Source organism: Actinopolymorpha sp. B11F2 (assembly GCF_040195635.1).
Lineage (GTDB): Bacteria > Actinomycetota > Actinomycetes > Propionibacteriales > Actinopolymorphaceae > Thermasporomyces.
Genome location: NZ_JBEFTX010000001.1, coordinates 527,513 through 541,980, shown reverse-complemented (window position 1 = coordinate 541,980; position 14,468 = coordinate 527,513). Strand labels below are relative to the sequence as shown.

The 14,468-nt window shown below is 70.6% G+C and carries 11 protein-coding genes; 8 read left to right on the top strand and 3 right to left on the bottom strand.

Annotated elements, in window-relative coordinates; all coding sequences use genetic code 11:
- Window positions 1-108: 108 nt before the first annotated feature.
- The 5 genes from ABN034_RS02440 to ABN034_RS02420 all read left to right on the top strand — a co-directional run bounded on the left by ABN034_RS02440 (window position 109) and on the right by ABN034_RS02420 (window position 5,625).
- The gene (locus ABN034_RS02440) at window positions 109-1,434 is read left to right on the top strand and encodes a M48 family metallopeptidase (protein WP_349689313.1); all 1,326 of its coding nucleotides are present in this window, start codon (window positions 109-111) and stop codon (window positions 1,432-1,434) included.
- Between the two features lie 24 nt (window positions 1,435-1,458).
- Window positions 1,459-2,601 (top strand): glycosyltransferase family 4 protein, encoded by a 1,143-nt coding sequence (locus ABN034_RS02435; protein WP_349689312.1) that lies wholly within the window; start codon window positions 1,459-1,461, stop codon window positions 2,599-2,601.
- A gap of 42 nt (window positions 2,602-2,643) precedes the next feature.
- Window positions 2,644-3,981: a phosphotransferase family protein gene (locus ABN034_RS02430; RefSeq protein WP_349689311.1), complete on the top strand. Its 1,338-nt coding sequence runs from the start codon at window positions 2,644-2,646 to the stop codon at window positions 3,979-3,981.
- A gap of 210 nt (window positions 3,982-4,191) precedes the next feature.
- Entirely contained in the window at window positions 4,192-5,280 is a 1,089-nt protein-coding gene (locus ABN034_RS02425; RefSeq protein WP_349689310.1) for a WD40/YVTN/BNR-like repeat-containing protein, read from the top strand.
- A gap of 33 nt (window positions 5,281-5,313) precedes the next feature.
- A complete protein-coding gene (locus ABN034_RS02420) occupies window positions 5,314-5,625 on the top strand; it encodes a ubiquitin-like small modifier protein 1 (RefSeq protein WP_349689309.1) in 312 nt (103 codons plus the stop codon).
- A gap of 75 nt (window positions 5,626-5,700) precedes the next feature.
- Here the strand turns inward: ABN034_RS02420 and ABN034_RS02415 are convergent, their stop codons facing one another.
- From ABN034_RS02415 to ABN034_RS02405, 3 genes are all read right to left on the bottom strand, one after another.
- The gene (locus tag ABN034_RS02415) at window positions 5,701-7,284 is read right to left on the bottom strand and encodes a serine hydrolase domain-containing protein (protein WP_349689308.1); all 1,584 of its coding nucleotides are present in this window, start codon (window positions 7,282-7,284) and stop codon (window positions 5,701-5,703) included.
- Window positions 7,285-7,324: 40 nt separating this feature from the next.
- Window positions 7,325-9,934: a DEAD/DEAH box helicase gene (locus tag ABN034_RS02410; RefSeq protein WP_349689307.1), complete on the bottom strand. Its 2,610-nt coding sequence runs from the start codon at window positions 9,932-9,934 to the stop codon at window positions 7,325-7,327.
- 268 nt (window positions 9,935-10,202) lie between these two features.
- Window positions 10,203-10,889 (bottom strand): UdgX family uracil-DNA binding protein, encoded by a 687-nt coding sequence (locus ABN034_RS02405; RefSeq protein ID WP_349689306.1) that lies wholly within the window; start codon window positions 10,887-10,889, stop codon window positions 10,203-10,205.
- Between the two features lie 255 nt (window positions 10,890-11,144).
- Here ABN034_RS02405 and ABN034_RS02400 point away from each other — a divergent pair, with 255 nt between their 5' ends.
- The 3 genes from ABN034_RS02400 to ABN034_RS02390 all read left to right on the top strand — a co-directional run bounded on the left by ABN034_RS02400 (window position 11,145) and on the right by ABN034_RS02390 (window position 14,331).
- Window positions 11,145-12,128: a DUF3500 domain-containing protein gene (locus tag ABN034_RS02400; protein ID WP_349689305.1), complete on the top strand. Its 984-nt coding sequence runs from the start codon at window positions 11,145-11,147 to the stop codon at window positions 12,126-12,128.
- Window positions 12,129-12,194: 66 nt separating this feature from the next.
- Entirely contained in the window at window positions 12,195-13,808 is a 1,614-nt protein-coding gene (locus tag ABN034_RS02395) for an ATP-binding cassette domain-containing protein (RefSeq protein WP_349689304.1), read from the top strand.
- 85 nt (window positions 13,809-13,893) lie between these two features.
- Window positions 13,894-14,331 (top strand): SRPBCC family protein, encoded by a 438-nt coding sequence (locus ABN034_RS02390; protein WP_349689303.1) that lies wholly within the window; start codon window positions 13,894-13,896, stop codon window positions 14,329-14,331.
- Window positions 14,332-14,468 lie beyond the last annotated feature (137 nt).

Here is a 14,468-nt window from a genome sequence, read left to right as displayed (position 1 = left end):
GAGCGGGCCAGACCGTCGCGGGACGACGTGGAGGCAGGGGGAACGGCGGGTTAGGGGCAACGGCGAGTTCGGGGGACGGGTCTGAGGATCCGGTGACACGGGGGAAGCATGCACAGTGGGGGGATCGCACGACGGCCTGCCCTGATCGTGGCGGTGGTGCTGTGGGGATGTCTCGCGGTGGCCATCGCCCTGGCGACGCCGTGGCAGCCGTCCGGAGACGTGGTTGCGGCCTCGTCCTCGCCGCACGAGGTGGTGGCGGACGACTTCACCTCGGGCGAGGTGGCGATCGGCAGCTGGCTCTCGCGGTCCGTGCGGTTGCCGGGCTACCTCATCACCGCGGCCGGCATGGTCACGGCGATGGTGCTGGGCTTCACCTCACTCGGTGCACGCCTGAGTGCGCGCGCCTTCCCGCGGGTGCGCGGGTGGTGCGCGCGGGTCGTCCTGGGTGCCCTGGTCGTGACCCTGGTGATCCGACTGGCGGTGGTGCCGTTCGAGGTCTGGCTGGAGGTGGCACGGCGCCGGTCCGGCGTGTCGACGCAGAGCTGGTGGGCGTGGGGTGCTGACCTGCTCGTCGGGTTCGCGGTGACGAGTACGGTCACGGCGGTTCTGCTCGTCGCTCTCGTGGGGCTGGCCCGCTGGTTTCCCCGCTGGTGGTGGGCACCCGCCGCGGCGGTGGCCACAGCGGCGGTGGTGCTGGGTTCGTACGTCTATCCGACGGTCGTCGAACCGCTTTACAACCGCTTCACGCCCATGGCGGACGGGCCTCTGCGCACCTCGCTGCTCCAGCTCGCCGAGCGGGACGGCGTGCGGGTGAGCGAGGTGTTCGTCGCCGATGCGTCAAGGCGTACGACGCGGCTCAATGCGTACGTCTCCGGGTTCGGGAGTACCTGGCGTCTCGTCATCTACGACACGCTGCTCGTGGAGGCGCCGCCGGCACACGTCCGCCGGATCGTCGCCCATGAACTCGGCCACGCCAAGCGGCACGACGTCCTGCGCGGGACGCTCGTCGGGGCACTCGCTGTCGGATCCGCGGTCATCACTCTCGCGTTGGCTCTGGACAGTCGCCGGATCGGGCGGCGTGCGGGGGTGTCGTCGGTGACGGACCCGCGCGTGGTGGCACTGGTGCTGGCGTTCGTGGCGGCGGGGACACTGGTCGCCGCGCCGGTACAGAACCTCGTGTCACGGCGGATCGAGACAGCCGCGGACCTCCATGCCCTCGACCTCACCCGGGACCCGGCCGGCTACGCCGAGACCCAACGCTGGCTCGCGGTCACCAACCGCAGTGAGCTGCAGCCGAGTCCGCTGGTCACCGGGCTCTTCGCCACGCATCCCACGCCACCGGAGCGGATCGCCCTTGTGCGCTGGTGGGCCGCCCGGCAGGGCGCACCACCGGTTCCCGCCCTGGTCGCCGGTGAGGGATTGCCTGGCGGGTGATCTGTCCGGATAGGGTCGGTGGACGTGGCGCGCACTCTCGTCGTGACCAACGACTTCCCGACCCGGCAGGGCGGCATCGAGGCGTTCGTCCTCGCGCTGTGCCACCGGATGCCGCCAACCGAGGTGGTCGTCTACACCGCCGCGATGCCGGGAGACCGCGCCTATGACGCGGGTCTGCCGTTCCCGGTGATCCGCGATCCGGGGCGCAGGTTGCTGCCGACGACCGCCGTAGCGAGGCGTACCCGCGAGGTGTTGCGCGCCGAGGGTTGTGACCGGGTGCTCTTCGGAGCGGCGGCACCGCTGGGTCTGCTCGCAGGCGGTCTGCGTGCGGCCGGTGCGCACCGCATCGTCGGGCTCACCCACGGCCACGAGACCTGGTGGGCCCGCGTGCCTGGAGCCCGCCAGGCACTGCGGCGGATCGGGCGTACGACCGACACGCTCACCTATCTCGGGGACTACACGCGTGGTGCCATCGCGAGCGCCCTGGCGCCGGAGGACGCGCGGCGGATGGTGCGGCTGACTCCCGGTGTCGACACCGAGACGTTCGCTCCTGGCACCGGTGGCGAGGTCGTCCGCAAACGACTCGGCCTCTCCGCCGACCAGCCGGTGGTGGTGTGTGTCGCCCGGCTCACCGAACGCAAGGGCCAGGACACCCTGATCCGCGCATGGCCGCACGTGCTGCGGGACGTGCCCGGCGCCGCGCTCCTGGTGGTTGGGGACGGTCCGCATCGTGCCGCGCTCGAACGCCTCGCCGACGAAACCGGGGTACGCACGCACGTCGTCTTCACGGGCGCGGTGCCGTGGACGGACATCCCGCCGTACTTCGACGCGGGGAACGTCTTCGCGATGCCGTGTCGCACCCGGCTCGGCGGGCTGGAGCCCGAGGCGCTCGGCATCGTCTTCCTCGAGGCGCAGGCGAGCGGCCTGCCGGTGATCGTGGGGGATTCGGGCGGAGCGCCCGACGCGGTGATGCACGGAGAGACGGGGTACGTCGTCGATCCGTACAACCCGGTCGCGGTCGCCGCCAAGGTGGCGGGACTGCTCGGAGACCCCCGGGCGGCGCGGGCGATGGGCGAACACGGCCGCGAATGGGTACGCGAGAACTGGACGTGGGACGTGTCGGTGGCGAAGCTGCGCACGCTGCTGGGCTACCCTGCGGCGGGCTGAGCCCGTCTGATCGGACGGGCGCCGAGAGCGACGGAGGTGCGCGTGCCGCTCGTCGACATCGCCGACGACTCGTACGTCGTGGCCTCGCCGGGAGCGATCGCGGCCCGGCTGAAGGATCCGGCGTTCTGGCAGTCGTGCTGGCCCGATGTCGCGTTGAGGAGCTATCACGACCGCGACGCCGAAGGAATGCGGTGGTATGCCGCGGGTGCGGTCGTCGGTACGGCCGAACTGTGGCTGGAGCCCTGGCGCGACGGGACCCTGGTGCACGTCTTCCTGCGCGGTGATCCGCCGTCGAGGTGGTCCGCGCGGCGGCTGGAGCGGCTGCGCCGTGCGCATGCCCTGGCTCTGAAAGCGGCCCTTTTCGCGGTCAAGGACGAGATGGAGGCCGACCGGGACCCGGGTACCAGACTGGCCGACCGGGTGGCACGCCTCGTGGCGCACCGCGCCACCGAACCGTCGAGGTCCGGAATCGCGCACCTGCTCGCGGAGCTGGCGGACGACGACACCGGGCCGTTGGACCTGGTGGACGTCGCCCGGCTCGACGGCGGGATCGCCACCGCGACCCACCTGCTGCGGGTGAGCGACAGGCAGGGACTGTGCCGCGATCTCGTCCTGAAGCGCTACCTTGCCGACGACGACACGGCCGCGCTCGAGTGGGAACGGTTGGGTTTCGCCCAGCGGTGCGGCGTCGCGACACCGGCGCCGGTGGGGGTGGACCTCGCCGGCCGCTGGTTCGGTACGCCCGCGCTGGTGATGACGGCACTCCCGGGCGCGATGGTTTACGACCCGGTTGATCCGAAAGCGTGGGTGGCCGCACTCGCCCGGGCGCTCGTCGGCATCCACCGGACCGATCTGTCGCCGCCGCTGCCGGCCGCCGTCCGCCGCCCGCCGTCGTGGCGTTCGTTCGATCGGGCCGGCCTGCCGGAGAGCTGGCGTGGCGAGCGGAGCGACGGTGTCGCTCGGGTGGCCGACCGCCTGCGTCTCCTCGGACCGGCCCAGCCCGAGGTGCTCTGCCACGGCGACTTCCATCCCGGCAACGTGCTGTTCGACGGCGATGCCGTCGTGGGTGTCGTCGACTGGAGCGGGGCCCGGATCGAACCCGCGGAGTCCGACGTCGCCAACTGCCGGGTCGAGCTGGCGCTGATCGGCGGCGACCTGCCGGACCTCTTCGCGGCGGACTACGCCGAGGCCCGCGGTCGGCCGCTCGAGCACCTGCCCCTGTGGGACGCGCTGGCCGGGGCCGGGACGATGTCCTGGCTGCCGTACGCCGGAGAGAAGGTCAACCAGGCCGGCGCCGAGATCACGAGGGAGCAGGCCCTGGTCCGGATCGAGCGGTTCGTCGACGACGCGCTGGCCAGGGCCGGTGCTGCGGATCCGTAGCCGACCGACTCCGATGCGTGCCGGGGCGGCGCCAGTACGGGTGATCTGAGGGACAGAATCTGCCGGCACCGGCGCGTTGTCGGTGCGAGCGTCCATACTGAGCGATGCGCCGGGAGGCGCCGGCCGTCCTTGGTCGGGCGTTGGCTCGATCGCGATCCGCGGCCGTCGGACGTGTCCGCACATCGATGTGCGGGATGGGAGCGTGAACCCATGACGGTTCTTCTCGCGATCGGCACGGGCAAGGGCCTGTTTCTCGCCCGCAGCGAGGACCGGCGTCGCTGGGACATGACGGGTCCGCACTTCTCGATGACGGCGGTCTACGCGGTCGGCCTCGACACCCGGCGTGAGCGGCCGCGGGTCCTGGCGGGCGTCACGAACCCGCACTTCGGCCCGACGGTGGCCAGGAGTGACGATCTGGGCGCGACGTGGGACGAGCCGGAGGAGGCACCGATCGCGTTCCCCGCCGACACCGGGGAAGCGCTCGAACGCGTCTGGCAGCTCGCGCCCGGCCCGGCCGACCAACCGGACGTCATCTATGCCGGCGTGGAACCGTCGGCGCTGTTCCGCTCCTTCGACGGTGGGCGCACCTTCGAACTGGTGCGCGGGCTGTGGGACCACCCGCACCGGCCCACCTGGGAGCCAGGTGGCGGTGGCAAGGCCATCCACACGGTCCTGCCGCACCCCACCGACCATGACCAGCTGCTGATCGCGATGTCGGCCGGCGGGGTCTACCGCACCGACGACGGTGGCAAGAGCTGGGCCGCGAGCAACACCGGCATCCGGGCTTACTTCCTGCCCGACAATGAATATCCCGACTACGGCCAGTGTGTGCACAAGGTCGCGCGGAACGCGCGCCAGCCTGAGCAGCTGTTCGCGCAGAACCATCACGGCGTCTACCGTTCCGACGACGGTGGAGCCACCTGGTCCTCGATCGCCGAGGGACTGCCGAGCGACTTCGGCTTCCCGATGGTGGCCCACCCGCAGCGGTCCGGCGTGATCTACAACTTCCCCCTGACCGCGGACGGGCGGCGGTTCCCGACCGAGGAGCGCTTCCGGGTCTTCCGCAGCGAGGACGCTGGTGCGTCCTGGACGCCGCTCTCGGCCGGCCTGCCGGCGGAGGCCTTCTACGCGAGCGTGCTACGGGACGCGATGGCCTGCGACGACGCGGATCCGGCCGGCGTCTACGTCGGGTCCCGCAACGGCGAGGTCTACGCCAGCGCCGACGAGGGCGAACACTGGCAGCTGGTCGCCTCCCACCTGCCAGACGTCCTCTGCGTCCGCGCGGCCCTGGTGGCGTAGGGCCTGGTTGCCATGCTGGGGCAGGGTTGCGTCGTGAATGAGGTGGGAGTGAGTACGCAGAAGCGGGTGACGGTCCTGGTCCCGAGCATGCTGCGCGGCGACTGCGACGGCGCGAGCCGGATCGACCTCGACGTCGACCAGCCGGCGACGCTAAGCGACCTGCTCGCCGCACTCGCTGACCGACATCCCCGGCTCGAACGCCGGGTGCGCGACGAGCAGGGCGGGCTCCGGCGCTATGTCAACGTCTACGTCGACGGCGAGGAGTCTCGGCGACGTGACGGACTGGCGACGCCACTGCGTGACGGCTCGGAGGTCCACATCGTCCCCTCCGTCGCCGGTGGGTGAGTACTGACCATCACGACTGGCGCCGGTGAGTGAGTCCGCTCGTCACGACTGGCGCCGGTGGGTGAGTACTGACCATCACGACTGGCGCGGGTTCCTGCGGCGGAGTGGGATGTTGGCGAGGGTCGGGGGAGTGCGGGTGAGGTCAAGCACCTCGCCGTCGCACAGGTAGTAGATGCCCGGCGCCTGGTAGTCGAGGCGGCGGCTCAGGTCGCCGATCGTCAGGAACGATGCGCCATCCGCACCGCGGAGTACGACGGTGGCGACCGAGACTCCGTTCATCGTGAGGGCGTACTCGCCGTGCCATTGCGGATCCGGGCCCGGCCCGGCAGGAGGTCGACGGCTCACCGGGTCGTTCCGGTAGTACGTGGTGCCGTCGTCGATGCATTGCAGGTAACCGTATTCGCCGTCGTCGAGGAGCCGGAAACGCCGATGGGGGCTGTCCTCCTGGACGCACCTGTCCCTTCCCACCACGCGCAGGAGCTTCTTCTCACCACCCACGTCCTGCCACACCTGCGTACCGTCGTGGACGAGCGTCATGGTTTCTCGCCCGACGTATTCACCGGCGAAACGGGCCAGGTCGTCAGGCGTCACTGCCACGGCCGGTGGCACCGGCCCCGGAGCGGCCGCCGGAACGTCGACGAGGGAGCGAATCACGCGTTCGCCGAGCGTCAATGGCAGCCGCTGGTCGAGGGAGTTGGTGAGGACGACAATCCCGAGGCCGGCGCTCGGTACCCACGCCAGGATGCACTGGAAGCCGAATCCGCTACCGCCGTGGTTGTAGGCGAGGACCCCGGGATCCCAGGTGCCGAAGTCGACGCCGAGCCCGTACCCGCGTCGCTGGCCCGGTGCCGGGAACGGGATCCGGTACATCTCGCCCAGGAGAGCCGGGTCGAGGAGCTGCTCGCCGGTGCGAAGGTGGAACCGGATGTAGCGCAGGGCGTCATCGACGCTTGCGTACAGCCCTGCGGCCGGGACCATCGGGACCCGCAGCGGGAGTCGCCTCACTCGTGCCGAGTGGCCGATCGCCCGGTCGGTCTCGCGGGCGATCACCCGGTGGTCGAAGGTCGTACGCAGCAGTCCGAGTGGCGCGAGCAGGTTTCGGCGTACGAACTCGTGGAACGCAAGCCCGCTTCGTCGCTGGAGAATGTAGCCGGCCAGATCGATGCCCAGGTTGGAGTATTCGTAGTGGTGACCAACCGGAAAACGGAGCCAGGTGTCGCTGATGCTGCGGCAGTGGGCGGGGAAGGACGCCTTGCCGGCAAGGAAGTTCGACCCGACGGGCGCTTCGTGGGTGAAGCCGGCGGTGTGACTGAGCAGGTGCCGCAGGGTCATCCGGCGTTCGGGCGCGGTCTCGAAGCGACTCCGGACGGTGAACTCCGGCAGGTAGGTCGTGATCGGCTCGTCGAGGTCGACCAACCCGTCCTGGACGGCGAGCATGACCGCCGTTGCGGTGTACATCTTCGACGTGGACTGGACGCTGAACATCGTGGACGTACTGACGGGCTGGTCACCGCCGGCCCTCGTCGTCCCGAACCCCGCCGACCACAACCGCTTTGACGCGTCGCAGATCCCGATCGCCAGCCCCGGGATCTGGTGCTCGACGAGCCGGTCGGGAATCTCCTGACGCAGCTCTTCGACGATCGCCGTCACATCGGCCATGTGTGCCTCCCACCCCAGCTTGTGGGAGGTTCGTCGGCATCTATGCCGCCGGGCCCCTCACAACGCGGCCATCAGAGTAGCCGTCGGCCGCGATGATCGCGCCCCGGCGGAGGGCGGAAGCCGCCTCCTGTGCGGCGTTCTGGTGCTCTCCGGGCACGGTCTGCACCTGATCGAGCAGTTCGGCCACCTGGCGTACCTCGCGGACGACATCGCCGACCGGGACACCGCTGCCGGCGAGTGCGACGTCGAGTGCGGCGCCCCCGGCCCATCGGTGGAGTGGTACGCCGAGAGCGGGTTCGGGATGCGGCGTCGGCGGGAGCCCGCAGGCCACCTCGTCGGCCTGGACCGATCGGGTCACGTCACGGACGGCCGCCCACCGGTGGGCGAGTTCGGGCGTGGCGAGCCCGGTCGAGGGCGGGGCGCCGAGGCGGCTTCGCACCGTGAACCACGAGGTCGCCGACGCGAGCGACGGCGGATCGAGCCCAGCCATGATCCCGGCGGCGAGGCACTCGGCGAGGAGCAAGCCGGACGGGTGGAACAGCCGCCGTACGGCCTGTCCCGATGCTGTCAAGGTCCAGTTGGCAAGGTGGCCACGGCGTTCGAGGAGGCGCACCATGCGGTCCAGCTCGCTGCGTACACCTGTGGCGTTCTCCGTCAGGAGGGTCTCGAGCTGGCCGACCGACTCGACCAGCCGACGTCGCCGCGCTCCCGACGTTCGGCGCGTCGGGCGACCGCGTCGCCCCACCGTGTCCGCGCCCGCGGCCCTCGTCCCGGTCGCTGCTGGAGCGGGGTCCCACTCCTCGGAGGGTAGGTCGAGTCGCGCGAGGGCATCGGCGGCGCGCTTGGCGTGGCCGCGCCGGGTCGGTTCCCATGCGGGCAACTCGACCCGCGCGACGACGGTCGGTCGTCCGCGCAGGGTGGACGGGGTGAGCTGAACCCGCCGACCGTTCGCCCTGATGGCCTCCACGCAGGTCGTTCCTCGCTTCGTCCCCACCGCGAGGACGACTGCCGGGCCTTGCGCCGGACGGCCGCCGTCGACCACGACATCGCCCGGCTCGACGGCGGCCAGGTCCGCGTCGAGAACCTCACGCCGGTCCGCTGCCGTGGACGTCACGGAGTCCTCACCGGCGTCGACCTCGGCCTCGTCGGAGGGCTCGAGCACGGCGAGTTCGTCGAGTTCGGCGAGTTCGGCGCGGCGCTCCGTGAGATCGGACCGCAGCACCTCCGCGTGGTCGAGCGCGCGGTGGTGTCGCAGCGAGGACTCGACTGCGGCCACCGCCTCGGCAGGCGAGCCGGTACGCACGAGATTGGCGGCCATGGCGGGCGTCACCCGGAACGCCGAGTGGATCGACGCGAGATGCCCGCCGGCCAGGGCCGCGACGCGATGGAACGGCACGTGCGGCGACCACGGGACCACGACGTGACCCGTCTCGTCGATACCCCGCCGCCCCGCCCGCCCGGCGAGCTGCGAGAACTCGCCAGCGGCGAGCAACTCGCCACTTGCCCGGACGACCCGGTCGATCACGACGGTCCGCGCCGGCAGGTTGACCCCCAACGCGAGCGTCTCGGTCGCGAACGCGACCTTCACCAGCCCCTCTGCGAAAGCGGCCTCCACGACCTCCCGCTGGACCGGCGCCAGCCCGCCATGGTGGGCGGCGACGCCCGCCTCGAGCGCCTGTTGCCACCCTCCGGCGCCGATCGCCCGGAGCTCGCCAGCCGACAGCGGCACGAGGGCCTCGCCGACCAGGGAACGGATCCGTACCCGCTCGGACTCGCTGGTGAGCCGCACGCCCTCGTCGACGCATCCCGAGACCGCCTCGTCACAACCGCCGCGGGAGAGAACGAACCAGATGGCCGGCACCAGGTCGTTCGCCTGCAGATGCGCGATCAGGTCTCCGCGCTCCGGCGGCACCGGCCGGTCCCGGTCCCGGACGCGGAGCCCTTCGCCGCGGGTGTCCCTGCGGGCGCCGTCGAGGAGCTCCGCCGTCGTGTTCACCTGCCCGTCGACGTACATCGGCAGCAGGAGCGGTGCCGCGCGGCGCAGGTTGCCCACGGCGTAGAGGTGGTTGAGCGTGACCGGCCGATGCGCCGCGACGACCAGTTCGGTCGGGCCGTGCACCTGCGCCAGCCACGCGTGCACCGCCTCGACGTCGGGAATCGTCGCCGACAGGCACACCAGCGGGACGTGGGAGGGCGTGTGGATCACGATCTCTTCCCAGGCCGCGCCACGCTCGATGTCCTGCAGGTAGTGGAACTCGTCGAGGATCACCGCGCCCAACGTCGACAACGCAGTGGCGTGGTCGTAGAGCATCGCCCGCAACACCTCGGTCGTGACGACCAGCGCAGGAGCATCCGGGTTGACGACCCGGTCACCGGTGATGAGGCCAACCCGGTCCGGGCCGAGGCGCGCGGCGAGATCGCGGTGCTTCTGGTTGCTGAGGGCCTTCAGCGGCGTGGTGTAGACGGCCCTGGTGCCGGCGGCGAGAGTGCGGGCGACCGCATAGTCGGCGACGAGCGTCTTGCCCGCGCCGGTGGGTGCCATGACGAGCACCGAACGCCCGTCGTCGAGCGCGGCCATGGCCTGGAGTTGGAAGGGATCGGGACGAACGTCGAGCGCGTCGAGGAACGCGGCACGGACACGGGGGGACAAGCGGACCTCCGCGAAGCTGGAGTAGCCGCCGCCCGCCTCAGGTTGGCGCGGGTGTGGTCAGAGGGTGCTGAGCAGGCTCAGCGAGAGGCTCGGGGCGGCGGCGTGGGCACGATCATCCTCGGCAGGTTCAACGCGGCGCACCCCCTCTCCCTGCATGCGTTCGTACGTGCGTCCATGTGGACGGCCTGGTTCTGGTTCGGTCAGCCTGCCCGCGGCCGGATCGCGCGTCAAGTGCGATTGCACGCGCCTCGCGAGCCCGTGCCGGGACCTACGATCCGAGGGCGCTCGCTGCGACGCGGAGATCGGCGACGAGCCCGGCGTAGACCTCCTCGCGGTCCTCGGCCCGCAGTGCCGCGGACGGATGGATCGTCGCGAGCACCCGCGGCTCCGGGCCTCTCCCACGGCCGGCGCGGGCGGCCGACGGACCGGCGGGCTCGGAGAGGTCCGGCCAGGGCAGGAGCTTGCCGCGGTCGACGGTGACCTTGAAGTCCGTTCCCAGTACCGCCTTGGACGCAGTCGCGCCCAGACAGATCAGCAGTTCGGGATCGACCACCTGGAGCTCCGCGATGAGCCACGGCCGGCAGGCGACGATCTCGGTCCGTGTCGGCGTCTTGTGCAGCCGGCGCTTGCCGCGCTCCGCTTGGGTGAACTTGAAGTGCTTGACGGCGTTCGTGACATACGTACGGTCCCGGTCGATGCCGGCATCCTCCAGCGCCCGGTCGAGCACCCGGCCCGCCGGGCCGACGAACGGCTGTCCCTGCCGGTCCTCCTGGTCGCCGGGAATCTCACCCACCAGCACCACGCGGGCGTCCGGATCACCGTCGCCGAAGACGGTCTGGGTCGCTTCCCTGTAGAGGTCGCAACCTTGGCAGGACCTGGCCGCCCGTTTCAGCTCCTCGAGATCGGCGTCGGCGGGCACGAACTCCGCGGCGGTGCGCTTCGGCGTACGAGCCATGCGTCCACACCTACCCGGGCAGGAGTCGGCCAGTCGTGGCAAGCCGTCCGCACCGCGGGAGCTGGACCCGGCGGACCGTCTTTCCTGATCAAGAAGCGGCAAACTGGCATCAAGCGGGCCGGAGCAGGCGACCTCCGCCGGCGAGTCCGAGGGCCGATGGAGGACAGCCGCCAGCGGCGACTGACGAGGCACGCGAACCCGCGCGGATACGCTGGCCAGGTCGTGAGTACGGCACGAACCAGCAGGAGGCGGCGAATGCCCGGATCACAGCAACGAGGCGCGGCGAACCGGATGGCCTCGGCGGCATCGGCGTTCCTCACGTCCCTCGACCCCGAGCAGCGGTCGCAGGCGACGGCGGCGTTCGACACCGATGACCACCGCGCGTGGACCTATCTGCCCGGACCGCGCCCTGGACTCGCGCTCGCCGACATGACCGAGCGCCAGCGCGAACTCGCCCTGGCGCTGCTGGAGACCGGTTTCAGCGCGCGCGGGCTCGGTGAAGCGCAGGCGATCATGGCCCTCGAGTCGATCCTGCGCGACATCGAACGCGAGGTCGACAACGCGATGTGGCTGCAGCGCAACCCCGTGGCGTACTGGGTCCGCGTCCTCGGCGATCCGACCGGCACGCGACCTTGGGCGTGGCGGGTCAACGGCCACCATCTGGCCGCGCACCTCACGGTGGTGGGTGACGCCGTAGCCGCCACTCCGCAGTTCTTCGGCGCCAACCCCGCCGTGGTCCCGAGCGGGCCGCACGCCGGTCTTCGTACCCTCGCCGACGCGGAGGATCTCGGCCGTGCGGTCCTGGGTGCTCTGGACGCGGAGCGCCGTACGGTCGCGATCGTCGACCAGTTGGCGCCGGACGACATCCTCACTCGGCGTGATCCGGTGGCGGACCCGAGCGTGATCACCCGCGGACTTGCGTACTCCGACATGAATGCCGACCAACAGGAGCACCTCACGAAGCTCGTCCGCCACTACTTCGACCGGGTACCTCCCGAGCTGGGGGAGACCGCCTGGCTGGAGGCGGTCGACACCGGGCTTGAGCAGGTGACGTTCAGCTGGGCGGGGTCCGAGCAGCGCGGTGAGGGCCACTACTACGCGGTCGTCGGCCCGACGTTCCTGGTGGAGTACGACAACACCCAGAACGACGCCAACCACATCCATTCGGTCTGGCGGGACCTGCGCCGAGACTGGGGCGAGGACCTGCTCGCGGCCCATTACGCGGCGCATCACGGCTGAGCACTCCGCGCGCCAGCGGGTAATTGGCTGGCACGAGAGCACGCCGTCTCACCAGACTGGGCTCGCGTGGGGCACATCGAGCTCGCCGACATCTGCTACCAGCTCCCGGACGGCAGGGCGCTTCTGACCGACGTCGACCTCCGGGTCGGCGACGGTGCCAAGGTCGCGCTGATCGGCGCCAACGGTTGCGGCAAGACGACGCTGCTCCGCATCATTGCCGGGGAGCTCGAACCGGCGTCGGGCACGGTGACGCGCAGCGGCGGCCTGGGTGTGATGCCGCAGTTCATCGGCACCGGCAAGGGTGCCGCGACCGTCAGCGACCTGCTGCTCTCGGTCGCTCAAGACCGGGTGCGCGCCGCCGCGGCGGCCCTCGACGCTGCCGAGCTGGCGATGATGGACCGCGACGACGAGCGCACCCAGCTCGCGTACGCCGCCGCCCTCGCGGAGTGGTCCGACGCAGGTGGCTATGACGCCGAGGTCAGCTGGGACACCTGCTGCACCGAGGCCATCGGACTGCCGTACGAACGGTTGCGGAATCGCGACGTCACCACCCTGTCCGGAGGCGAGCAGAAGAAGCTCGTCCTGCAGGCCCTGCTGCGTGGGCCGGAACAGGTGCTGGTCCTCGACGAGCCCGACAACTACCTCGACGTCCCCGGCAAGCGCTGGCTGGAGCAACGGATCGTCGAGTCACAAAAGACCATCCTCTACGTCTCCCACGACCGTGAGCTGCTGGCGGCGACCGCCGGCCGGATCGTGACGTTGGAAGGCGGTACGAACGGCAACACGGCGTGGGTGCATGGCGGCGGCTTCGCTTCCTACCACGAGGCTCGCCTCGACCGGCACGCGCGTTTCGAGGAGCTCCGTCGCCGGTGGGACGAGGAGCGCGCGAAGCTCCAGGCGCTGGTCGACATGCTCCGCCTCGCGAAGTCGAACAAGACGCGGGTGGCGGTGAATCGCCTGGAGCGGTTCGAGGCGGCCGGGCCACCACCGGAGCCGCCGCGGAAACAGCAGATCCGGATGCGGCTCGCCGGTGGGCGTACCGGCGTACGGGCCGTGACCTGTCGTGGGCTCGCCCTGCGCGGATTGACCGAGCCGTTCGACCTGGAGGTGTTCTACGGCGAGCGGCTGGCCGTGCTCGGCGCGAACGGGACCGGCAAGTCGCACTTCCTCCGGCTGCTCGCCGGCTGGCCGACGCTCGACACGGTGGCGTACGAAGGAGAGTGGAGGCTCGGCGCCCGCGTGGTGCCCGGGCACTTCTCACAGACGCACGAGCGACCCGACCTCGCCGGGCGTAGGTTGCTCGACATCCTCTGGGAGGACTGCGCGCTCCAGGTCGACCAGGCGGCACCGATGCTGCACCGGTACGAACTCACCGGCGCACGGGACCAACGTTTCGAAACTCTCTCGGGTGGTCAGCAGGCGAGATTTCAGATCCTGCTGCTCGAGACCGGCGATGCCGGCACGCGGCGGGATCCGGCCACGATGCTGGTTCTCGACGAACCCACCGACAACCTCGACGTCGCGTCGGCGGAGGCGCTGGAGGCCGCGCTGGACGAGTTCGACGGCACGGTGGTGGCGGTGACGCATGACCGTTGGTTCGTCCGTTCGTTCGACCGGTTTGTGACCTTCTCCGCCGAAGGACAGGTGTGCGAGGTCCCTGAGCCGGTGTGGGACCGCTGACCGCGCGATCTCCGGTAAGTTGGTGAACCCAGCAGGAAAGCGCCGTCCAACAGCACACCGGTAGGTAGTAGAGGGGCAGGGCGCAGTGCCAGATCAGACGAGTTCGAGCGTCACGATCGTCGCGGAGCCAGCAAAGATCATGTCGGTCATCGCTGACTTCGAGGCCTACCCGAGATGGGCCGCGGCGGTGAAGGAGGTCGAGGTCCGTGCGGTCCATCCCGATGGCCGGGCCGACCAGGTTCACTTCGTGCTCAACGCCGGAGCGATCAAGGACGACTACACCCTCTCCTACGCGTGGGACGGCGACCGCGAGGTGCGCTGGTCGCTCGTCGAGGCGAAGGTCGTGAAGTCGCTCGACGGTTCCTACACCCTGCGGGACAAGGGGCGCGGCAACACCGAGGTCACCTACCAGCTCGCGGTCGACGTCACGTTCCCGATGATCGGTCTGATCAAGCGCAAGGCGGAGAAGGTCATCATCGACACCGCGTTGAAAGAGCTGAAGAAGAAGGTCGAGCAGGGCTGACGGCATCGCGTGTTCGCTAGGCGCCGCACGGTGCAGTGCACCGGATTGGGTAGCCTCGGCCGGGGCAATGGAAAGGCCGGCCGACCGGTTGGTCAGCAGGTGGAAGCCCGAATCCCGGATGCCGCCGAGACGGTCGG